The sequence below is a fragment of the Marinomonas rhizomae genome (genome assembly GCF_024397855.1).
In the GTDB taxonomy this organism is placed as follows: domain Bacteria; phylum Pseudomonadota; class Gammaproteobacteria; order Pseudomonadales; family Marinomonadaceae; genus Marinomonas; species Marinomonas rhizomae_A.
The window spans coordinates 1,043,223-1,064,568 of the sequence record NZ_CP073343.1 but is presented as its reverse complement, the minus strand read 5'-3'; the positions used below and the strand labels follow the sequence as shown (position 1 = coordinate 1,064,568).

Sequence of the window (21,346 nt, the reverse complement as noted above, 5' to 3'; positions counted from 1 at the left end):
GAACTCCATTTAAATCTAGGTTTGCTCACTTTAGACAAATCTAAAGCGGCGTAAAATTTGTTGAGCCGTTTTTTATCGATCGTAAATTTCCAAAATACCGGATAAGTTGTTCGCATCGTCCACCACAACCAACAAGGTGATTTTATCGCGCAGCATTTGTTCTTCTGCTTGCACTATCATCACATTTTCATTGATGGTTTTGGGGTTAGGAGTCATCAAGTTAGCCATGGTTTTATGTATCATACCTTCACTTTCTTTAAGCATGGCTCGACGTAAGTCACCATCGGTAAAGATCCCCAGTAACCTCCCTGCTTCTTGAATCAATACCACGCCCATTCTGCCATGTGTCATAACAGAAATGGCGTCTTTCAAGGTAGTTTCAGGTGCACAAACAGGAAGACTATCCTTATGCATTATATCTTTAACACGAGTTAACAGTTTACGACCTAAGCTTCCACCAGGATGAAAACGGGCAAAATCTTGTGGCTGGAAGTTACGACACTCCATCAAAGCCACAGCCAAGGCATCACCCATGGCGGTTGTCATGGTCGTCGATGTCGTTGGCGCTAAATTATTTGGGCAAGTTTCTTTATCAATAGAAAGATCCAATATACAATCACAATGTTTCGCCAAAGTAGAATCTGTGTTTCCTACCATGGCAATACTTCGATTGCCGAAACTTTTCAGCGAAGGAAGTAAGCGCATCAACTCTTCAGTTTCACCCGAAAAACTAATCAGCACTAAGACATCTTCCGGCTGGATCATGCCTAAATCGCCATGAAAAGCCTCTCCCGGGTGGAGAAAGAAACTAGGCGTGCCTGTTGAGGCTAAAGTAGCCGCGATTTTTTTACCGATTAGGCCAGATTTACCCATGCCACAAATAATAGTACGACCCTTGCTAGCAAGAATCAGTCGAACGGCTTTGGGGAATTCTTCGGTTACTTGGTTGGCTAAATTCGCTAAAGATTGGGCTTGTGTAGATAAAGTACGTCGAGCACTTTCAATAAGGATATCGGAGTGAGTACTCGAATCGGCACTCAAATTAAATAAATCGCTCATAAAGCCTCGCTGCCCAATGTAATAATCGTAAAGTAAGACCATTATACAGAGGAGAAAGCGGGAGGACTATCAAAGAGCAAGCATTCCTTGCCTACTCTTTGATAAACACAGAGGTATTATCCTAAACAGCTAAGAAATTGACCACTCAAACTGTCTAAAAATGAGAAGTAAGCATTGCTTCCCATTTTCACCTTGCCACCTAATGGATCCAAAGGTGCGGTTTTTACATCAGAACCTTCCAATAGCGTTTTCACTATCGCAGGGCTAAATTGTGGCTCACTAAAAACACACTGCACTTTGTTCTCTTGGATTTCATGACGGATCTCAGCAACTTTTTTCGCGCCTGGTTTACGCTCTGGGCTGACGGTAATTTCGCCAGCGTGGCTCAAACCATAATGTTGCTCAAAGTAACTATAACCATCATGGAATACGATATAAGGCACTTTATTGACCTTGTTTAGGGCTTTGCGAATTTCTGCGTCTTTCGCAGTAAGACCTTTTTCAAAGGATGCTAAATTCCCTTTATAATACTCAGCATTGGCCGAATCCAATGACACCAAACGAGCTGTCACCGCCTTTGCCAATACTTTAGCATTATCAGGTGATAGCCAAACATGTGGATCTACGCCATCATGATGATGTCCTTCGTGCCCTTCGTGCTCATCATGTTCTTCGTGCTCATCATGATCACCATGTCCTTCGTGTTCATGATCATCATGAGCTTCGTGGTCGTGGTGATGATCATCTTCCGCTTCGTCTTCATCATGGTGATGCTCTTTAGCGAAGTTATGCAATGCCATACCATCTAATGCTAACCACTCGATTGACGAGTCTTCTTTACCGGCATTCTCAAGTGGTTTTTCTAAAAATCGTTCTAAAGACTCGCCTACCCAGACGACTGTATCAGCATTGACAATTTTCCGCAGATCCGAGGGGCGCAAAGCAAAATCATGCGGCGATGCCGTACTGGATACAATTTGCTGAATCTCCGCTTTATCGCCAGCAATCGCGGCAACAACCATAGAAACAGGCTTAATACTGGTGACAATTACTGGTTTAGCGAATGCTAAAGGAGATAAGGCTGACACACCTAAGGCCAAAAGAAGTTTATTCATTATTCAATACCGTCAAATTAATGTTATAACGTAACAGTACGATATTAAAAAAAGAGATTCAAGGGGTTAGCTTAAATCTCTTTTTTCATAAGGCAAAAATTACCCCGCTTAATTTAATGTTAAATCAGCCATTAAGGCGCAACGCACTATCAAGCCAGCACGCTGACCAACAGGGAGATTGGTATTTGGAAACACAATCGCATCACCCGTTTGCTTAATGTAATAATCGCTTTTGTTAGAGAGCGCTATTCGATAGCCAGCTTCAAATGAAGTAAAGTTTTTCACATCATCAGCAATACTTAACTCATAACTGTCATCGTCTTTCACCAAGCTATCTGACACGCTAAATGCACACAAACTAGACAAGGAAGATTGTGCTAGAACGCCCTTTTCCAATAACAAAGTCAAACTGTCTTTAAGATCAGCAAAGCGCGACAAATCATTTTCACCAAACGGATACACTTTCCCCAATTCAACCGTAAAAGCATGAGCATCATGCACGGCAAAACTATAATAAGAAAAAGTCGTTGTTGGCTGGTGCGACAATAAAACCGCGTCGATTCCACTGGCTGCTAAGAACGCCAATTGCTCTTGGTTATAAACACCATTTTCAACATAAGGATAAACGGCAAATTTTTCATACACAGAGCCTCGAATGGCCGTGTGCAGATCGTAATGTAGCTTTACTTGATCCGCTTTATTCTCAACGTTTGAGTAAAAATCACTAACAGCTTGCTCTAGACGTTGCGCTCTCTTTGCTTCAAAACCCTCAAACTTTTGCCACGCGCCACTGAACAATCGATTCAGATTCACATCACAAAAACGTTTTGCCGAATTAGCCGCTACTGGGTTACCTATTAGCACCAATAACCGAACACTCAATGTAACGGCGCCTTCTAATATATTGGTAACCAATTGATTTACTAACTCGATCGGCCCGGTTTCATTACCGTGAACGCCAACGGATAAAACAAGGCTGGTCGCACTCGACTGTGTAGGCTCAAGACGTAAAACTCCCGTATCCTCAACAAAGCCTATACCACCTGGAAAAGAAAACTGAAAAGGCGTAATACCATCTTGGTTAGCAAGAGTTAACGCTAAAAAATCATTGTTCAAAATGGACATGTTTTCCACTAACCTTCCCTATTAATTTGATTACAAAATACAGCTTAGAAGCAACAGATTATGATACCGCTTTAGGCTAAATAATAAGGTAAATAATGCTAAGCCGTAGCTATTACGCAAAAACAGGTCGCTTTCTCGACACCCTACACGCTCTAGTAGGCTTATTATCTTGAGTTACTCTGCATTCTTTAATGAGTAAGAAGGCTTTTCTTTCAAGACAAATGCCGATACCCTTTTGCTTTCTACCAGATTCACTTTCTAATTGAGTATTTTATGCCCGAAAATGACGAAGTCATTATCTTAGTCGATAAAAATAACAAGATAATTGGCGATGTGCCACGACGCTTAATGAACTTTGGCAGAGACTTTCATCGTGTCACTTATATATTGGTTTTTAACACGGCAGGAAATTTACTCATTCAAAAAAGAACCGACGACAAGGCTTTTTGTCCAAGTTTTTACGGAGTGACGACTGGTGGCGTGGTTGAAAAGGGCGAATCCTACATTGATTCTGCCCATAGAGAATTGCAAGAAGAACTAGGATTTGATGCCCCGCTCGAAAGCCAAGGTGTGTTTTTTACCGAAGGTGAAGGCTTTAAAATATGGGGGAAGATTTTCACTTGTCACTACGATGAAACGGTACATGGCGAACTAACCTTACAACCTAAAGAAGTCGCTTCTGTTCATGAAATGAGTATCGATGACGTATTAAACAATACTGACAATTTACCATTCACGCCAGATTCGTTAAGTGCGTTACAACATTATGCTAACAAACTTACTCAGCCTCAGCCTGATGATCCGCTATAGTCCTTTTTGGCTCATAGTTTTTTTCCTCTCCTCATTCGCTTTAGGTGAGGAACGCTGGCAAAACGATGCTTACATACAAGACAGCTTTATTAAAATTGCTTTAGAGCGTGAGTACAAAGAAACCAAATACCCTAAATTAATCCGCTGGAATAAACCTATTAAGCTGTTTTTTGAAAGCGACAGTGGTGACGCCAGCCTACAAAAAGAATTACTCAGCGTCCACGCACAGCACCTTGCCTACATTACAGGGCTGCCAATCGACTTTACCAACGACCCTAAACAAGCCAATATTTTTATTATTTTCACCACCTATGACAATATCGAAAACAAAGTCAGACAATACATAGGTGACCCAGAAAAAATTCGTGCAGCGCTAAATGAAGCCATTTGCCTAGGTAACTTTAGCCGTAATGGAAAATACGAAATCACCAAAGGTAGCATCATTATTCCTGTCGATTATGCACGCAGAAAGGCGCGCTTTTTGGATTGTATTGTAGAAGAGATCACGCAATTACTCGGACTTCCCAATGACTCTAATGATGTTTTTCCCTCTGTGTTTAACGACGTTAGTGTAGATACTTACCTAAGTCCTCTGGATTATTTACTGCTTAAATCCCTTTACTCTACTCATCTCAAGCCAGGAATGGATGTCGCACAAACAAAAGCCGCCTTTCCTAAAGTTTTAGCTGAACTACATGCCAATCAAGACATAGAAAAGGCCGCCCAACGAGTACAAAAATACAGTCTTAAAACCTATCTTGGCGACTGATTTTTATATACGCAGCCAATCATTTAAAGGCCTTTCACGAAAAAAGGCACGATCCTAATAGGCGAAAGAAGTCTTAAATAGGCACAGACAAACCCTGCCATAGATCAATAATATTAGCCTTTTCAATAACCAAGCCATAAATTGTGCTTATTCACTCTGCTTTTCCTGTCCAACTTAGGTAAAATGCGCCAACTGAAAATTTATATCGGAGAGTCCTAATGTTTCCAGAGCTCAAAAATGACCGCTTTTTGCGCGCATTACTCAAACAACCTGTCGATACAACACCTGTATGGATGATGAGACAAGCAGGACGCTACTTACCAGAGTACCGTGCCAGCCGCGCCACAGCCGGAGACTTTTTGAGCCTTTGCAAAAACGATGCGTTTGCTTGCGAAGTAACCCTTCAACCACTTAAGCGTTACGACCTAGACGCGGCCATTTTGTTCTCTGACATACTCACTATTCCAGATGCTATGGGTCTAGGCTTGTATTTTGAAACGGGCGAAGGTCCTAAATTCAGACACACTATTCGCAGCAAAGCCGATGTGGATGCTATTCCTGTTACAACAGCGAACGACTTAGACTACGTAATGAAAGCAGTCACCACGATCCGCCACGCTTTGAATGGTGACGTGCCACTAATTGGTTTCTCTGGCAGCCCATGGACACTGGCAACCTACATGGTAGAAGGCGGCTCAAGCAAAGATTTCCGTCACATAAAAGCCATGATGTACCGTTCACCTGAAACCCTACACGCCCTACTCAGCAAAATCGCGAAATCTGTTATCGCCTACCTTAACGGTCAAATTTTAGCAGGTGCTCAAGCCTTACAGATTTTCGACACATGGGGTGGCGTGTTAAGCGGACCAATGTATCAGCAGTTCTCATTGCTATACATGAAAGAGATTCTAGATGGCTTAATTCGTGAACATGAAGGTAGAAAAATCCCTGTCATTCTATTCACTAAAAATGGCGGTCAATGGCTAGAAAACATAGCAGCAACTGGTGCCGATGCTCTAGGCTTGGATTGGACCACAGACATTGCAGAAGCTCGTGCTCGTGTCGGAGATAAAGTGGCACTGCAAGGCAATATTGACCCTTGCGTTCTTTATGCTGATAAAGATGTCATTGAACGCGAAGTAGAGAACGTATTGTCTGGCTTCGGTACAGGAAGCGGCCATGTATTTAACTTAGGCCATGGCATTCACCAATTTGTAAATCCAGATCACCCAAAATACTTGATCGATGCCGTTCATGAACTAGGAAGAAAATATCACGAACCTAAATATGATGACCTAGATGAGTTGAATGGCCTTTAAGGTCTTATAAACAATAATAGGTAGAGCTTTATCATAAAGACCTTCGCCCAGATACTAGGCGAAGGTCTTTATGATTTTACGCAACCAACGTTTCAAACCCCTGTAAACACAATGCTTCGGCACTCTTATTCTGTTTTTTCCAAATGCCATCTGACGTCATAACCAAGCAATCGAAAGTCTGGTTCACATAGCAACAGACGTGATCGACTCCACGCCAGTCCAACCAAGACAAGCGCCCAAGTAAAAAATCATGAGCAAGCGGAATCAACACCAGCCTTAACTGCAAATTATTAATCGTGCCTTGAGTGCGATAACAAGCAAGGCTTTGAGGCGAAGAAACACTGGACAATTGCACGCCATCGCGGTCAGACAATAAAACAGCAACGTCAGCAAAAAAAGTCTCTGAACCTGATACAAAATGCTCACTTGGTGTTATTTTTTTCATTTTAAGCACTCCATTCCAATGAAGATATGTTTACTAAATGTAGATCATAATCATCAAGCCTGTAGCGACTTTTTTAATAGAGTGGTATTTTTAGACTAATTAATGCTTTATTCGTATGGAGAAAAGAAATGAAACTAATTACGGCCATTGTTAAGCCTTTTAAACTTGATGAAGTGCGTGAAGCGCTTTCTGAAATTGGTATTAACGGCATTACCGTCACTGAAGTGAAGGGTTTTGGGCGCCAACGAGGCCATACAGAACTTTACCGTGGAGCAGAATACGTTGTCGACTTCCTGCCAAAAGTAAAATTAGAGCTTGCAGTAGAAACAGACCAAGTTGAACGCGCTATTGAAGCAATCCAACAAAGCGCAAACACTGGCAAAATTGGCGACGGAAAAATATTCGTTACGGCTCTAGAGCAAATAATCCGTATTCGTACAGGTGAAACGGGCGCGGAAGCAATCTAAGTTATTACCACCCATTTTAGGCATTTAGTTGCTATAAAACAAAAAAGAGGCCTAGGCCTCTTTTTTGTTTTAGTGACGTTTATCAGATCAACCTTTATCAGGAACCTTGATGGATAATGTGCCCAAATAACGATTTTGGCGTAACTCAATCTGACGAAAAATTGCAATGATCACAATGCTAATTACCAAGTAAATAGCACCTGCCGCCAAGAAAATTTCCATCGGCGTATAGGTTCTTGCGATGATAGTTCGCGCCATTCCTGTTAAATCCAGAATCGTAATCGTACTCGCCAAAGCACTGCCTTTTAGCATCAAGATAATCTCATTGCCATAAGCGGGTAGAACAATACCAAAAGCACGAGGTAATAAGACACGTCGGTACATCTGAAACTTCGTCATACCAATGACTTTACATGCTTCAACTTCGCCTTCAGGAATTGCTTGAATCGCGCCGCGGAAAATCTCAGCGGTATAAGCAGAGGTATTTAGCGTAAAGGCAATAATGGCACACCAAAATGGCTCTCTCAGTATTGGCCACAAGAAACCTTCTCTCACGACATCAAATTGCGATGCGCCGTAATATACCAAAAAGATCTGTACTAACAGCGGCGTTCCACGGAAGAAAAAGATATAAGCAAAAGGCACTGCTCGGATCCATGCAATAGGTGAAATCCTTGCTAAAGCAATCGGCAAAGCAAAAACACCACCCAATACAATAGAGACAATCACTAACTGAAGACTAACCCAAGCCCCTTCGAGCAAACGGGGAAAATATTCAACAACAACCGAAAAATCCATACATTATCCCCTATTCAAACCACGGCTCGCTCGTTTTTCCATATAGGAAACGAACACCATAGAGATAATGGTTAAAGCCAAATACATAAATGCTGCGACCAAATAAAACAGGAACGCTTGCTTGGTACTACTTACAGCAATATTTGCCTTACGCATAATATCGTCTAACCCAACAACAGATACCAAAGCAGTATCTTTTAGCAAAACCAGAAATAAATTCCCTAGCCCAGGCAATGCAATTCGCCATACCTGCGGCAAAATAATACGGTAAAACTTTCGAATGGGCCCCATTCCTAAAGCGGTTGCTGCTTCATGCTGCCCTTTCGGAATAGATTGTAGAGCACCACGGAATACTTCTGTTGCATACGCGCCAAACGTCAAACCAAGTGCAGTAACACCTGCTGCAAAAGCGCCAACTTCAATATATTCGTCGTAACCAAACAAACCGGCTATCGCCATCAAAACACTGGTGGCACCAAAATAAATAATAAGTACGGTTAGCAGCTCAGGAATACCACGAATAATTGTGGTGTAACCGTTAGCGATCCATCGAATAACTGCGATAGAGGACAATTTAGCAGAGGCGCCTAATAGTCCTAAAATCAAACCAACAAACAGCGAAGCCAGCGCTAGCTCTAAGGTAACAACAGCACCTTGCAGCAGCTGATCACCGAATCCATGAAGATCAATCATAGTTTTTTCTCAGAGTAAGCTTAAAGTAGGTTTCTCGGCACTATTGTGCCGAGAAACTCTAAGAAATATCTACGCTTAGTAGATAGAGAACGGGAAGTAACGAGCATTAATTTTCTGATAAGTACCATCCGCTAAAATAGCATCAAGTGCTTTATTCAATTTCGCTTTCAACTTGTCATCACCCTTACGAATAGCAATAGCAATGTTGTCTGTTTTCATGAAAGCATCGCCTTTAAACTCAAATTTAGAACCACTTTCTGATGTTTTCAACCAGTTATACGTTGGTAACTCATCAGATAGAACAATGTCCAAACGACCAGAAACAAGGTCTAGATACACATTATCTTGGTTGTCGTAGAATTTTAAGTTGGCTTTACCTGAAAAGTTATCTTCAAGATATTGTGCACCTAGAGTCGCACGCTGCGCACCAATGGTTTTTCCATCAAGATTAGAAAGATCAAATGTCTCACCAACGCGCCCCATGAAACGCAAGCCACCTGAATAATATTTATTGGTGAAATCAACGACCTTCAAACGATCTTCTGTAATAGACATAGACGCAATAATCGCATCAAATTTGCGCACTTTAAGTCCAGGAATCAAACCATCCCAGTCCTGAGTTAGAATCTCGCAATCTGCTTCCATTTTTGCACACAAAGCACGAGCAATATCCACATCAAAACCTTGTGGCTTACCATTTGAGTCAATAAAGTTAAATGGTGCCCAAGCACCTTCTGTGACAAAACGTACTTTATCGGCAGCCTGTACGGAAACAGCGGAAAATGCTGCTGTTAGCAATAGCGCTGACCCCAAAACCATTTTTTTCAATTTCATTGTAATCCCCTTAGTATATTTGTTTATTTATTTAGTCATTTTACTTTGATCTTGTCGTTGCTTTATACAGCAATCAACTAAAACACACTGGATATAAACGCTTTACAGCGCTCTGATTTTGGTGCGCCAAACACTTGATCTGGCGTACCTTTTTCTTCAACCACACCCTGATGTAAAAATACAACTTCACTAGACACTTCACGAGCAAAATTCATTTCATGGGTCACTATAAGCATAGTACGCCCTTCTTCCGCCAAATTGCGCATAACGCTAAGCACTTCGCCCACAAGTTCAGGGTCCAACGCTGATGTCGGTTCATCAAACAATATTACCTGAGGATCCATTGCCAATGTCCTAGCGATAGCCACACGTTGCTGTTGGCCACCAGATAATTGATTAGGGTACATGTCCTTTTTTTCTGCAATACCAACCTTACGCAATAAATGCTCAGCGTATTCTGCGACTTCATGCTTAGGACGTTTTAGAACGTGAAGAGGCCCTTCCATCACATTCTGTAAAATGGTCATATGCGGCCATAAATTAAAGCTTTGAAAAACAAAACCAATCTGCTGACGCATTTGCGTAAGTTGCTTCATATTGTTGGCGACTAAGTCAGACTCACCTTGAATCAAATCAAGCTTATTGCCATTAAAAAGGATATCGCCACGGGTGGGATTCTCAAGCAAGTTAACACAGCGTAAAAAAGTACTTTTACCTGAGCCACTAGAACCAAGAATAGAAATGACGTCACCATCGTAAGCTTTTAGGGAAATCCCCTTCAACACCTCAATATCACCAAACGTTTTATGGATATCAATGAGCTCTAACGCCGGGACTTTCGACATGTTTTATACCTTCTTTTATTGTATGAACTTATTATTTTTGCCGTAATAACAACGAAACACTTAATTGACGACTAGCTAATAAACAATCAACTTGCACAACCAAGTAGAATACAAGAATCACGCCAAGAACAATGTAACCCGTATTTTAAGTTACTTTTTCCAAAGTCGCCTCTTTTTCTTGTCCATTTGGACAGGGGCAGCGCTTTTATTGTGTATTTTATTACGTTCTTCTCTTGGTGTAATTCCAAAAAAACCTTTGTAGGTTGTACTAAAATGGGGCGCAGACCCAAATCCACACTCCAGACCAACCTCGGTAATCGCTTTATCCGTTTGGATGATCAGCTGCTTAGCATGCTGTAGGCGTAATTCAAGATAGTAGCGCGACGGCACAATATCTAAATTACTTTTAAAAAGACGCTCTAGATGTCGCCTAGAAACGCCAACATGATAAGCAATATCATCCGATGATAAGGGCTCTTGAATATTGGCTTCCATTAACTGAACAGCCTCAACAAGCTTAGGCTGACCTGTGCCTATACGAGCTTGAAGAGGTATTCTTTGCGGGTCTTCATGCGTGCGAATTCTCTCACATACAAATTGCTCAGAAATACTACTAGCGAGCGTCATACCATGCTGCTTACCTATTAGAAAAAGCATCATATCCATCGCGGCTGTACCACCACTACAAGTATAACGGTCTCGATCGACTTCAAAAAGATGATTAGAAACGATCGTCTGTAAAAATTCATCTCGCAAGTTAGCCAAACTGCGCCAATGGATCGTTGCACGATAACCATCTAACAGGCCAGCTTTTGCCAATAAATAGCTTCCTGTACACACACCACCAAGCCCAACCTGTTTTTTTGCTTGTTTTTTTATCCAATTTTCTAAAGTCTGACTTTCGTTTTTTATCACTGGCGATGCACCACAAACAAAAATCGCGTCTAAATCGTTTGGCGCGTCACTTGTCAGGTAGTCTGAAAGAGTTACAACCCCCGTACTTGAAGGGATCTCCCTTACTTCATGGCTAATGGTACAAAAAGAATAAAGCTCTTTTCCCGCCACCCAGTTTGCCATATGCAATGTTTCAATGGCGGAAGAAAAACCCAGCATAGAATAATGAGGCAAGAGCAAAAAGCCGTACTTTTGTGGCTTTTTACTTGCCTGCATGATTTCTCTTGATGCGAATTCGGTCTTGTACAAAATATTATCCTGCGAACTATAGGCAAAAAAGGAGTTTATTTCGTTTAAAATGGATAACAAAGGTTTTTTTCGTATTGAGCAAGACTTTTTTAGTCCAATTAACCAGACATCACAACAATATGTCGCAATTTGATAAGTTAGTAACTATGAAAGGAGTGAAATTTTCATAATAATCATATCCAGAGTCCAAACAGAATACTTTCGCAAAATTGCATTAACTACTAGTTTTATTAAGAACACCACTCATGAGGGATGAGTTCTAATGACTGATTACAAAAAAAATGAATTGATCGAACGTGTTGAAGTAGAAATAAACGAAAACTTTAGCACAGCAGAAGCGAACAACTTGATTCAACTTACCCACCTCTACTTCCAGGACTCTTTAACGGAAGATTTGGCCAATGAATCTATCGAAAACCTATATGGCACCATTCTTTGTCTATGGGATTTCATCCAACAACGCCCAGTAAACCAACCTAAAGTTCGTGTCTACAATCCGAACTACGAAGAACATAGCTGGCAATCGACTCATACCGTTATCGAAATCCTAACGGATGACATGCCCTTCCTTGTTTCATCTTTCAATATGGCTCTGGTTCGTCTTGGCCACACTATTCATTTGACTGCGCACCCAGTGGTTCCAGTCGACCGTAACAAAAAAGGCGAGTTACAAGGTATCAACCCGTCTTCAACATCACACGAAGCAATGATGCGCTTTGAAATCGACCGCTTGTCTGATATCAACTTACTTGATGAGATTAAAGAAGAGCTACTTAAGAGCTTAGTCGATGTGAAGAAAACCGTCGCTGATTGGCCAACAATGAAGGCTAAGTTAAGCGATATTATTAGTGAATCTGAACAACTTGCACACTTAAAAAAGAACGAAGAACATCAAGAAATTCTGGATTTCTTGCGCTGGGTTGCCAATGACCATTTCACCTTTATCGGTTTCCGCGCTTACGATCTTTCAGTGGAAGGAGACGAAACACACCTTAAATTGGTTGAAGGCTCAGGCCTGGGTACGTTCCGAGACATCAACGACAAGAAAGTAAAACGCGACATTGTTTTACAAGACAACCTTGCCAAATTGGCCGTTGATAGCAACAACATTCTTGTGTTGACCAAATCAACCGCGGTTTCTACCGTTCACCGCCCTGTCCACCTTGACTACCTTGGCGTAAAACGTTTCGACAAAAAAGGCAATGTGATTGGCGAATGGCGTTTCTTTGGTCTGTACTCTTCAGCTGCTTATATTGCTCGCTTGCAAGACATTCCACTATTGCGCAAGAAATTGAATGTCATTGTCGAAAAAGCCAATGTGGACCCAAATAGCCATAAGGGTAAAAACCTTAAGCACATCTTAAACAGCTACCCACGTGATGAGATGTTACAAGCACCTGTTGATGAGCTTTTTACTACCATCGAAAGCATTCTAGCGATTCAAGAACGTCGTCAGTTGCGCGTATTCCTGCGTAAAGACATTTATGGTCGATTCCTAAACGCTTTAGTTTACGTGCCTCGCGATCGTTACAACACGGAATTGCGTATGAAGATGCAAGACATCTTAATGAGCGCATGCAACGGCACCAGCTCTGAATTTAACGTGCAATTCTCACAGCTTGTTTTAGCTCGTGTGAACTTCACCATTCAAATTGCCGATCCTAAGCAAAGTCCAACTATCGACGCAGAAGACATCCAACGCAAAATGCAGGATGCAATGAGCTCATGGGAAGACAAACTCTTAAGTGCACTTCACAAGAGTCATGGCGAAGAAAGTGGCAATCAAATGTTCAATGATTACGTTCCTTATCTGCCAGCGGCTTACCGTGAGGACTTCTCTCCTAATGCCGCCGTTTTAGACATTGAGCGTTTAAATCAACTGGCTGGTGAAGGCGATATTTCAACACACATCTACCGTCAGGTTGGACAAACCAAAAACAATTACTTCTTCAAAGTATATGGCGCTGGCACAACGCTCATTTTGTCAGACGTGCTACCGATTTTGGAATACATGGGGCTACGTGTACTAGAGGCTCGCCCATACGAGTTAGATCAAAATGGTGATGGTACGGCGAACACCTGGGTGGTTGAATTTGCCATCAGCGTGGATGCGGACATCAACCTTGAGAAGAACTCTCAACGTGAAGCCTTCCAAGATGCCTTCAATCAAGTATTCAGCCGCCGTGTTGAAAATGATCGTTTCAATGCTTTGGTACTAAGTGCTTCTTTGACATGGCGCCAAGTCACCATGTTAAGAGCTTTAACCAAGTACTTAATGCAACTTCAAGTGCCTTTCTCTTTGCAATACATGCAACAAACCCTAGAGAAAAACGCTGGTATCGCTCGCCTTTTGGTTCAATTATTCGAACAACGCTTCGATCCTAGCCAAGAAGCAAAGCGAGATGAAAAAGTACAAAAACTGCTTGAGAAAATCGATCTAGAATTGGACCAAGTTGCCAACTTAGATGAAGACCGCATTCTGAAACACTACCTTTCTGTGATTCAAGCCATGCTGCGCACAAACTTCTATCAAGCAGGCACTGAAGGCGAAGTAAAAGACTATGTTTCTTTCAAGCTGGACCCTTCTCAAATTCCAGCCGTACCATTACCAAGACCGAAGTTCGAAATATTCGTTTATGCACCTTGGGTAGAAGGTATTCACATGCGTGGCGGTAAAGTCGCTCGTGGTGGTTTGCGCTGGTCTGACCGTATGGAAGATTTCCGTACTGAAGTACTTGGCCTAGTAAAAGCACAAATGGTGAAAAACGCCGTTATCGTACCATCTGGTGCAAAAGGTGGTTTCGTTGCCAAGCAGCTTAAAAAGAACGCATCTCGCGAAGAAGTACAAGCAGAAGTTATACACTGCTACACTACTTTCATTAGCGGTTTGCTAGACATTACTGACAACCTAGTGCAAAACCAAGTAGTTCCGCCTCTATCCGTGCTTCGCTATGACGAAGACGACCCGTACTTAGTCGTCGCAGCCGATAAAGGCACAGCCACCTTCTCTGACTTGGCAAACAGTATATCTGCGAAATATGGCTTCTGGTTAGGCGATGCTTTTGCTTCTGGTGGTTCTAACGGTTACGACCATAAGAAAATGGGTATCACGGCTCGCGGCGCTTGGGAGTCCGTTAAGCGTCAATTTAAAGAGATCGGAGTTGATTGCCAAACCACAGACTTTACCGCTGTTGGCGTCGGTGACATGGCAGGTGACGTCTTTGGTAACGGTATGCTGTTATCGAAACATACGTGCCTTATCGCGGCATTTAACCACATGCATATCTTTATCGACCCAACGCCAGATGCCGCGACATCTTTTGTCGAACGTGAGCGTATGTTCAAACTGCCTCGTTCTTCTTGGGAAGATTACAACAAAGAACTTATTTCAAAAGGCGGTGGTATCTTCAATCGCTCTGCGAAATCTATCCCTATCAATGCAGATATTCGCAAAGCCTTGGGCATCGAGGGCAATATCAAATCCATGGCACCAACCGATTTGATCAACGCCATTCTGAAAGCCCCAGTTGACCTACTTTGGAACGGCGGTATCGGCACCTACGTTAAATCCGAAGGCGAGTCCCATGCTGATGCAGGCGATAGCGCTAACAACGGATTACGCGTAAATGGTAAAGAGCTTCGTTGTAAAATTGTTGGTGAAGGCGGTAACTTAGGTTTAACTCAACTGGGTCGTATTGAGTTTGCCCAGAAAGGCGGCTTGATAAGCACCGATGCGATAGATAACTCTGCGGGTGTAGACAGCTCGGATCACGAAGTAAACATTAAGATCTTACTTAACCGCGTGGTCGAGAACGGTGACCTGACCGAGAAACAACGTAATAGTTTGCTCGCAGAAATGACCGATGAAGTGGGTAAACTGGTATTAAGACATAACCGTGGCCAAAGTCATGTATTGTCTTTGGCAAACGCACAAGCACCAGAACGTTTAACAGATCATTGGCGTTTGATTCAATCTCTTGTCCGTGAAGGTCGTTTGAATCGTGAAATAGAGTACTTGCCTAGCGATACACAAATCAAAAAACGCTTAAACAAAGGTTTAGGCTTAGCGCGTCCAGAAATTTCTGTCCTGCTAGCTTATTCAAAAATCAAACTGTCTGAGCAATTAGTAGAAGACGGTATTGGCGAAGACGTCGATTTGACCACTCAAATCAATGAATACTTCCCAACCCAGCTAACCAAGCATTTCGGCGGCCAAATGGCGTCACATCCGTTGATTCAAGAAATCATCGCAGGACATGTGACAAACAACCTAGGCAACCGCATGGGGCCAACGTTCAGCACTTACATGCAAGAAGAAACTGGTGCGACTTCTTTGAATGTCGTGCGTGCATACATGGCAGCGGAAGACATTTTTGGTATTCCAGCACTTTGGGATGCAATCAACGAACTAGACTTTACCGTCTCTAACACGGTTTTAAATAGTTTGCTGATTCGTATTCAAGGACTTCTAGAGCGAGCAACCCTTTGGCTATTGCGTAACACTCGTGAGAGTTTATCGATCCAGCGTTTGAAAGACACTTACAAACCAGGTGTTGAAGTGATTAGAGCCAACATGCAGGCAATTTTGACTGAATCCAGTCAAGCGCATCTGGCCGATATTGCTGCCAACCTTGTTGAGCAAAACATCCCAGCAGAGGTAGCGGAAAGACTATCGTCTCTACACTACCTATTCTACGGATTAGACATTATTCGCGTCGCGGCAAATACCGATACCGAAGTACTGGATGTTGCTCAAACCTACTTCGCCCTTGAAATGGACTTAGAGCTGCATTGGTTGCGTCATAAAGTTAGCGAGCTATCGGCTGACGATATGTGGCAGCGTCGTGCAAAAGCGGGTCTAGGCGACGAAGTGGATAATAGCTTAAGAACACTCACCCAAGAAGTCATTCAATCCAGTGTCGATATCAAGAAACTGGAGCAACGTCTGACTCATTGGCGCGAATCAAATAATGACAGCATCAAGCACTACCGCGCGACTTTTAGTGAAATAAAAGCCGAGAGCGAATTAACGCTTGCTATGGTAACTGTCGCTATTCGTGAGTTGAGAAATCTGATATAAACCAACTGGTGGCTGCTATTGCAGCCACCTATTTTTAAGAGGTCTTTTTTTAGGATGGATAGAAAAGTGACGCAACAAGTAACGAGAGCAACCTTTGACGAAGTAATGACTCCAAACTATGCACCTTCTGCGATTATTCCAGTGCGTGGCGAAGGCTCTCGCGTATGGGACAAAGAAGGCAAAGAATACATAGATTTTGCAGGCGGTATTGCTGTTACTGCATTGGGTCATTCACACCCGACCCTAGTCGATGTTATGCGCGAGCAAGCTGGACAACTTTGGCATTTATCCAATGTTATGACTAACGAACCAGCGCTACGATTGGCGAAAAAGTTGACTGAAAAGACCTTTGCCGATCGAGTTTTCTTTGCTAACAGTGGCGCAGAAGCCAACGAAGCTGCTTTTAAACTCGCTCGTCGTTACGCGTTTGATAATTTTGGCCCAGAAAAGCACGAAATTATCGCCTTTTATAAATCTTTCCATGGTCGTACCTTGTTTACCGTTTCTGTAGGCGGTCAAGCAAAATACAAAGAAGGTTTTGAGCCGACGCCTGGTGGCATCAAACATTGTGACTACAATGATATTGAGCAACTTAAAGCGATTATTAGCGATAAAACCTGTGCCGTTGTTATGGAACCCATTCAAGGTGAAGGCGGAATCATCCCAGCTGACGTTGAATTTGCCAAGCAAGTACGTGAATTGTGTGATCAATACAATGCGCTATTGGTTTATGACGAAGTTCAATCCGGTGTAGGCCGTACAGGTACGCTATACGCTTACGAGCAACTTGGCGTAAAACCAGATGTGTTAACAACCGCAAAAGCATTAGGTAACGGCTTCCCTGTTGGCGCCATGTTAGCCACAGAAAAAGCAGCAAAAAGCTTAGCTTTTGGTACTCATGGCAGCACCTATGGCGGTAATCCAATGGCTTGCGCCATCGCTGAAGCGGTTATTGATATCATCGACACACCTGAAGTATTAGGTGGTGTTGCAAAACGTCATGACCTTTTTGTTGAAGGGCTAAAAGCCATTAACGAAAAATATCATGTCTTTAAAGACATTCGTGGCATGGGACTACTAATCGGTGCCGAAATGGTGGACAGCCTTACTGGTAAAGCCGGTGAGATTATTAAAGCCGCAGCAGAAGAAGGCTTATTTGCCCTAGTCGCTGGTCCAAACGTACTACGTTTAGCTCCGTCTTTGATCATTCCAGAACAAGACATTGCCGAAGGACTTGCTCGACTGGATAAAGCCATCGCAACCGTAGTGGCAAACAACAAAGCTGCATAAACTATTCAGCACTAGACAAAACAATTAAAAATCGGGCTTAGGTCCGATTTTTAAATATTGCATCCGCGAAAAAACTCTTATCTAGTTTCCTTAATACCACATTAAAAAAGGTAAATCTGATTAAAAGTATTAAATAATACATATTCCCTTACTAATCATTTACATATAAAAGATTGAATGAAGCTTAATATAACGATAATATCGCCGAAAATTTTAAGATATATCTGCATAAGAGGGTAAAAAGGAAATGACTCCACTTAAATTCAATGGATCTGGTTCAGAATATTTCAAAATCTGGATAGTGAATATTCTACTGACAATTATTACACTAGGTTTATATAGACCATGGGCTAAAGTTCGAACATTGCGCTACTTCTATGGCAATACAGAACTTGATAATGCAAACTTTGAATACCACGCAACGGGCAAACAACTGTTCTTCAGTTTCATTATCGCCATAGCATTATTTATTCTATACACAATCATAAGCCAAGCGAATGCTATACTGGGAATCATTTTACCAGTAGTCCTCCTTGCAGCCTTACCTTGGATTATTTTGCGTTCAATAAAGTTTAATCTCAGTATGTCAAGCTACCGTAATGTTCGTTTTGGTTTCAACGGCAAGCTTTCTGGATCTTATATCGCATTACTGGCTTATCCTATCGGTATGTTATTAGTCATTATTGGCGCAGTATCTTTAGCAGGTTCAATTTCGTTTTGGCTAGCAGCTATATTAACCGTTGCGGCTTACCCTACTTATCTTGCGATAACCAGCAAAGTGATAAATAACTACATTCTAAATGGCATTAATTTTGGTCAAGGTAAGGTTAACAGTAAGCTTGAATTCAAGCCTTTTTTAATTATTTTTTTTAAAGCAGCAGGAATATTTTTACTGCTTGCACTGGCGGCTGCAATCATTTTTTCAGGTATAGCTTATATCAGCATAAGCTCAAACCAAGTTAATTCACTAATACAAAACATCAGCGAGCTTGGACAGGGCGCAAGGCCAAGCAGCTTCATTGTGTATAGCTTGGTAATATTCTATTTAATGCTTCTCAGCATAAGCATGTATGCACTTGCTTATGTAAAAGCACACCAACGTGTATACCTTTTAAACGAAACTATATTGGATAATTCAATTACATTTGAATCGACACTCACGACAAATAAATACTTTGGCGTTATGTCCACAAATTTATTGTTACTTATCTGCACTCTAGGTTTAGCTTACCCATGGGCCGCGATACGACTCTATCGTTACTCCATAGAGAGTGTCAGTGTTCAGGCTAATCAAGGTTTTGACCAATTCATCAGCACACAGAGTGATAACAAAGGCCCACTGGGAGAAGAGCTTGGTGACGCTTTTAATGCAGATATTGGCGGTCTCGTTTTTTAATGATCAATGGCAAGCTTTATTTGGCAGGAAGTGCAAAATCTCTTGCTGCTGAATTGCACATCTCTGAAAATGGTTTTCAGCTTTACGCTGAAGACCATTTTTCTATGACGGGCAAATTTGATGAACTGGAAATTTCTGACCGTCTAGGCAATATTGCACGTAAAATAACACTTAAAGATGGCAGCGTCTTTGAAACAAAGGCGAATGACGAAATAGACCAATCGTTAAAAAAACAGACCAAATCTACTGGTCTCATGGTTTTTATCCATCAATTAGAGAAAAATTTATCTTTAGTAGTTTTAAGTGTTTTTATTATTGCTGGACTATTTTTTTCAGGTATCAAATGGGGATTACCCGCCGTCAGTAATATCATTGCAGAAGCACTTCCTGATTCTGCTAACCAAGCCCTATCCAGCTATGCTTTGCAGTTTCTAGACTCCAGCATTTTAGAACCAAGCCAACTCCCCAAATCAACACAAGAAAAAATCCTTCAGCATTTTAAAGAAGACATTGCTCCTCTATATCAAGCAAATAATGCAACGAGCTTTTCATTGCATTTTCGCCGTTGGCCATTAAATGGAAAAGACAGCATAGCTAATGCTTTAGCTCTGCCCAATGGCAATATTATTATTACTGATCGCTTTGTCGAACTGGTACAAAATGACAATGAAATGGATATCGTGTTACTACATGAAATGGGGCATATCGTTGACCGCCATGCCTTAAAGAAAGTAATCGCAGGTAGTATAATGACAGTTATTTCATCCTTAATTTTAGGAGATGCCAGCTCGGTGGCCGATTTTGGTGTTGGTATTGGTTCATTTCTTGTCAGCAACACCTATTCTAGACATTATGAAACACAAGCAGACCGCTTTGCTTATGAACATGCGATAAAAGCAGGTATTCCCCCTTTCAGTTTAGGCGCTATATTAACTACAATGGAGCAAGACTCTATTGGAAAAGTGGAGCGAAGAGACAGTAATCCAACTTCTAAGATAGAAGAAACAAAAGCCGATAACAATTTGTCCGACTTTATATCTAGCCATCCAAGTTCCAAAAAGCGAATCATCATGGGGGAACATTACCAAGCCTGTTTTGACAATGGCATAACAAGCTGCCCGCCCCCAGAAAACTAACTCTTCCCAATCACCAAATAAATACAAAAGTCATTTATACTACCAAGGGCTTAGCAAGTTAATATCAATTTTTTAAAGAACGCCGCTTCGCCTCCAACTTGAACCTGAGTTAACAATTCATTTTCTGTTGTTAATTGAGTCACTAGTCGCGATGGCATTCCCATTGCCCGTCCTTGTTCAAAAATAGCCTGCTGATAACTAAAATGACGATGCAAATAACAGGCTAGCGCGCCACTCGAACTGCCAGTAGCCGATTCTTCAGGAATACCAACCGCCGGTGCAAAATTTCGACAACTTGCGGCATAAGAAGATTCTGGTGGATTCATTTCAAAGACATGAAAACCAACAAAATGATGCTGATCACAGAAACGAGTTATTGCATCATTATCAATGTCGAGATTATCCAGCAAGCCGAAGGGAACGGGAACCATTAAATCAACTAACCCTGTCGAAATCGCCTGAGCAGGCAAGCCCGTCTGAGCTATCAGTGATGGCTGAATACCTAGCATGGGCGCAATATCTTCTGCACTGTATTCACCCCACCACACAGGCAAATTCTGACTCATCAAAACATCCCCTTGTGATTCTATCTCGACAGATAAAATACCAGCCTTGGTTTCCTGCTGATAACTACCAGCCGAAATATACTGTAAATGATGCAACAACCAAAACACACTCAGAGTCGCATGACCGCAAAAATCAACTTCTACAGTTGGAGTAAAGAAAGACACTTGAAAATCAGCTTTATCGCTTTGGCAAACAAAAGCGGTTTCTGACACACCGACTTGCTTAGCAATAGACTGCTTTTGCAAATCCGTTAGCGTATCCGCGTTTAAAACCACGCCGGCTAAATTCCCACCTTTTCCAGCAATAGAAAAAGCTCGAATCAAATACAACTCAACTTGTGTCATGTAATTTTCCTATTGTCTTAAGCTTGCAATATAGTGTCTTATTATAATTAA

General features: G+C 41.9%; 18 protein-coding genes. 8 read left to right on the top strand and 10 right to left on the bottom strand.

Going from position 1 to position 21,346, the window contains the following annotated elements; genetic code table 11:
• Window positions 1–72: 72 nt before the first annotated feature.
• The 3 genes from KDW99_RS04915 to astE all read right to left on the bottom strand — a co-directional run bounded on the left by KDW99_RS04915 (window position 73) and on the right by astE (window position 3,299).
• Window positions 73–1,059, bottom strand: coding sequence for a KpsF/GutQ family sugar-phosphate isomerase (locus KDW99_RS04915; protein ID WP_255828181.1), 987 nt, complete (start codon window positions 1,057–1,059; stop codon window positions 73–75).
• A 116-nt stretch (window positions 1,060–1,175) separates the two neighbouring features.
• Complete coding sequence (znuA, locus tag KDW99_RS04910; protein ID WP_255828180.1) at window positions 1,176–2,174, bottom strand: zinc ABC transporter substrate-binding protein ZnuA; 999 nt, start codon at window positions 2,172–2,174, stop codon at window positions 1,176–1,178.
• Between the two features lie 108 nt (window positions 2,175–2,282).
• A complete protein-coding gene (gene astE, locus KDW99_RS04905) occupies window positions 2,283–3,299 on the bottom strand; it encodes a succinylglutamate desuccinylase (RefSeq protein ID WP_255828179.1) in 1,017 nt (338 codons plus the stop codon).
• Window positions 3,300–3,572: 273 nt separating this feature from the next.
• Between astE and KDW99_RS04900 the strand changes: the two genes are divergently transcribed.
• From KDW99_RS04900 to hemE, 3 genes are all read left to right on the top strand, one after another.
• Complete coding sequence (locus KDW99_RS04900; protein ID WP_255828178.1) at window positions 3,573–4,109, top strand: NUDIX hydrolase; 537 nt, start codon at window positions 3,573–3,575, stop codon at window positions 4,107–4,109.
• Window positions 4,066–4,878: a DUF2927 domain-containing protein gene (locus tag KDW99_RS04895; RefSeq protein ID WP_255828177.1), complete on the top strand. Its 813-nt coding sequence runs from the start codon at window positions 4,066–4,068 to the stop codon at window positions 4,876–4,878. Before KDW99_RS04900 ends, KDW99_RS04895 begins: the two co-directional genes overlap by 44 nt.
• A gap of 218 nt (window positions 4,879–5,096) precedes the next feature.
• Window positions 5,097–6,197 carry a uroporphyrinogen decarboxylase gene (gene hemE / locus KDW99_RS04890; protein WP_255828176.1) on the top strand — a complete coding sequence of 367 codons (1,101 nt, stop codon included), beginning with the start codon at window positions 5,097–5,099 and terminating at the stop codon, window positions 6,195–6,197.
• Between the two features lie 76 nt (window positions 6,198–6,273).
• On the opposite strand, the gene KDW99_RS04885 is transcribed toward hemE, so the two are convergent.
• Complete coding sequence (locus KDW99_RS04885) at window positions 6,274–6,642, bottom strand: hypothetical protein (protein ID WP_255828175.1); 369 nt, start codon at window positions 6,640–6,642, stop codon at window positions 6,274–6,276.
• A gap of 128 nt (window positions 6,643–6,770) precedes the next feature.
• Between KDW99_RS04885 and KDW99_RS04880 the strand changes: the two genes are divergently transcribed.
• On the top strand, window positions 6,771–7,109 hold the full coding sequence (locus KDW99_RS04880) for a P-II family nitrogen regulator (RefSeq protein WP_255828174.1): 339 nt from the start codon (window positions 6,771–6,773) through the stop codon (window positions 7,107–7,109).
• An 87-nt stretch (window positions 7,110–7,196) separates the two neighbouring features.
• On the opposite strand, the gene KDW99_RS04875 is transcribed toward KDW99_RS04880, so the two are convergent.
• The 5 genes from KDW99_RS04875 to KDW99_RS04855 form a co-directional block, all read right to left on the bottom strand.
• On the bottom strand, window positions 7,197–7,907 hold the full coding sequence (locus tag KDW99_RS04875) for an ABC transporter permease (RefSeq protein ID WP_255828173.1): 711 nt from the start codon (window positions 7,905–7,907) through the stop codon (window positions 7,197–7,199).
• Between the two features lie 3 nt (window positions 7,908–7,910).
• Window positions 7,911–8,600: an ABC transporter permease gene (locus tag KDW99_RS04870; protein WP_255828172.1), complete on the bottom strand. Its 690-nt coding sequence runs from the start codon at window positions 8,598–8,600 to the stop codon at window positions 7,911–7,913.
• Between the two features lie 75 nt (window positions 8,601–8,675).
• A complete protein-coding gene (locus KDW99_RS04865; protein WP_255828171.1) occupies window positions 8,676–9,434 on the bottom strand; it encodes a transporter substrate-binding domain-containing protein in 759 nt (252 codons plus the stop codon).
• 77 nt (window positions 9,435–9,511) lie between these two features.
• Window positions 9,512–10,279 carry an ABC transporter ATP-binding protein gene (locus tag KDW99_RS04860; RefSeq protein ID WP_255828170.1) on the bottom strand — a complete coding sequence of 256 codons (768 nt, stop codon included), beginning with the start codon at window positions 10,277–10,279 and terminating at the stop codon, window positions 9,512–9,514.
• Between the two features lie 150 nt (window positions 10,280–10,429).
• Window positions 10,430–11,449, bottom strand: coding sequence for a GlxA family transcriptional regulator (locus KDW99_RS04855; RefSeq protein WP_255829255.1), 1,020 nt, complete (start codon window positions 11,447–11,449; stop codon window positions 10,430–10,432).
• A 295-nt stretch (window positions 11,450–11,744) separates the two neighbouring features.
• Between KDW99_RS04855 and KDW99_RS04850 the strand changes: the two genes are divergently transcribed.
• The 4 genes from KDW99_RS04850 to KDW99_RS04835 all read left to right on the top strand — a co-directional run bounded on the left by KDW99_RS04850 (window position 11,745) and on the right by KDW99_RS04835 (window position 20,384).
• Complete coding sequence (locus KDW99_RS04850; RefSeq protein ID WP_255828169.1) at window positions 11,745–16,562, top strand: NAD-glutamate dehydrogenase; 4,818 nt, start codon at window positions 11,745–11,747, stop codon at window positions 16,560–16,562.
• Between the two features lie 54 nt (window positions 16,563–16,616).
• Window positions 16,617–17,852: an aspartate aminotransferase family protein gene (locus KDW99_RS04845; RefSeq protein ID WP_255828168.1), complete on the top strand. Its 1,236-nt coding sequence runs from the start codon at window positions 16,617–16,619 to the stop codon at window positions 17,850–17,852.
• A 247-nt stretch (window positions 17,853–18,099) separates the two neighbouring features.
• Window positions 18,100–19,248 (top strand): YjgN family protein, encoded by a 1,149-nt coding sequence (locus tag KDW99_RS04840; RefSeq protein WP_255828167.1) that lies wholly within the window; start codon window positions 18,100–18,102, stop codon window positions 19,246–19,248.
• Window positions 19,248–20,384 carry a M48 family metallopeptidase gene (locus KDW99_RS04835; protein WP_255828166.1) on the top strand — a complete coding sequence of 379 codons (1,137 nt, stop codon included), beginning with the start codon at window positions 19,248–19,250 and terminating at the stop codon, window positions 20,382–20,384. The genes KDW99_RS04840 and KDW99_RS04835 overlap by 1 nt, the downstream gene beginning before the upstream one ends.
• 50 nt (window positions 20,385–20,434) lie before the next feature.
• Here KDW99_RS04835 and KDW99_RS04830 read toward each other — a convergent pair whose 3' ends face one another.
• Window positions 20,435–21,295 carry a PhzF family phenazine biosynthesis protein gene (locus KDW99_RS04830; RefSeq protein ID WP_255828165.1) on the bottom strand — a complete coding sequence of 287 codons (861 nt, stop codon included), beginning with the start codon at window positions 21,293–21,295 and terminating at the stop codon, window positions 20,435–20,437.
• Between the last annotated feature and the right edge of the window lie 51 nt (window positions 21,296–21,346).

What these genes read in the sequence shown, in the direction of transcription:
- znuA (WP_255828180.1), bottom strand. Translation starts at nt 2,174, where the DNA reads ATGAATAAACTTCTTTTGGCCTTAGGTGTGTCAGCCTTATCTCCTTTA.
- KDW99_RS04875 (WP_255828173.1), bottom strand. Translation starts at nt 7,907, where the DNA reads ATGGATTTTTCGGTTGTTGTTGAATATTTTCCCCGTTTGCTCGAAGGG.
- KDW99_RS04880 (WP_255828174.1), top strand. Translation starts at nt 6,771, where the DNA reads ATGAAACTAATTACGGCCATTGTTAAGCCTTTTAAACTTGATGAAGTG.
- KDW99_RS04860 (WP_255828170.1), bottom strand. Translation starts at nt 10,279, where the DNA reads ATGTCGAAAGTCCCGGCGTTAGAGCTCATTGATATCCATAAAACGTTT.
- KDW99_RS04885 (WP_255828175.1), bottom strand. Translation starts at nt 6,642, where the DNA reads ATGAAAAAAATAACACCAAGTGAGCATTTTGTATCAGGTTCAGAGACT.
- KDW99_RS04840 (WP_255828167.1), top strand. Translation starts at nt 18,100, where the DNA reads ATGACTCCACTTAAATTCAATGGATCTGGTTCAGAATATTTCAAAATC.
- KDW99_RS04830 (WP_255828165.1), bottom strand. Translation starts at nt 21,295, where the DNA reads ATGACACAAGTTGAGTTGTATTTGATTCGAGCTTTTTCTATTGCTGGA.
- KDW99_RS04870 (WP_255828172.1), bottom strand. Translation starts at nt 8,600, where the DNA reads ATGATTGATCTTCATGGATTCGGTGATCAGCTGCTGCAAGGTGCTGTT.
- KDW99_RS04850 (WP_255828169.1), top strand. Translation starts at nt 11,745, where the DNA reads ATGACTGATTACAAAAAAAATGAATTGATCGAACGTGTTGAAGTAGAA.
- KDW99_RS04835 (WP_255828166.1), top strand. Translation starts at nt 19,248, where the DNA reads ATGATCAATGGCAAGCTTTATTTGGCAGGAAGTGCAAAATCTCTTGCT.
- KDW99_RS04915 (WP_255828181.1), bottom strand. Translation starts at nt 1,059, where the DNA reads ATGAGCGATTTATTTAATTTGAGTGCCGATTCGAGTACTCACTCCGAT.
- KDW99_RS04845 (WP_255828168.1), top strand. Translation starts at nt 16,617, where the DNA reads ATGGATAGAAAAGTGACGCAACAAGTAACGAGAGCAACCTTTGACGAA.
- KDW99_RS04855 (WP_255829255.1), bottom strand. Translation starts at nt 11,449, where the DNA reads ATGCAGGCAAGTAAAAAGCCACAAAAGTACGGCTTTTTGCTCTTGCCT.
- hemE (WP_255828176.1), top strand. Translation starts at nt 5,097, where the DNA reads ATGTTTCCAGAGCTCAAAAATGACCGCTTTTTGCGCGCATTACTCAAA.
- astE (WP_255828179.1), bottom strand. Translation starts at nt 3,299, where the DNA reads ATGTCCATTTTGAACAATGATTTTTTAGCGTTAACTCTTGCTAACCAA.
- KDW99_RS04865 (WP_255828171.1), bottom strand. Translation starts at nt 9,434, where the DNA reads ATGAAATTGAAAAAAATGGTTTTGGGGTCAGCGCTATTGCTAACAGCA.
- KDW99_RS04900 (WP_255828178.1), top strand. Translation starts at nt 3,573, where the DNA reads ATGCCCGAAAATGACGAAGTCATTATCTTAGTCGATAAAAATAACAAG.
- KDW99_RS04895 (WP_255828177.1), top strand. Translation starts at nt 4,066, where the DNA reads ATGCTAACAAACTTACTCAGCCTCAGCCTGATGATCCGCTATAGTCCT.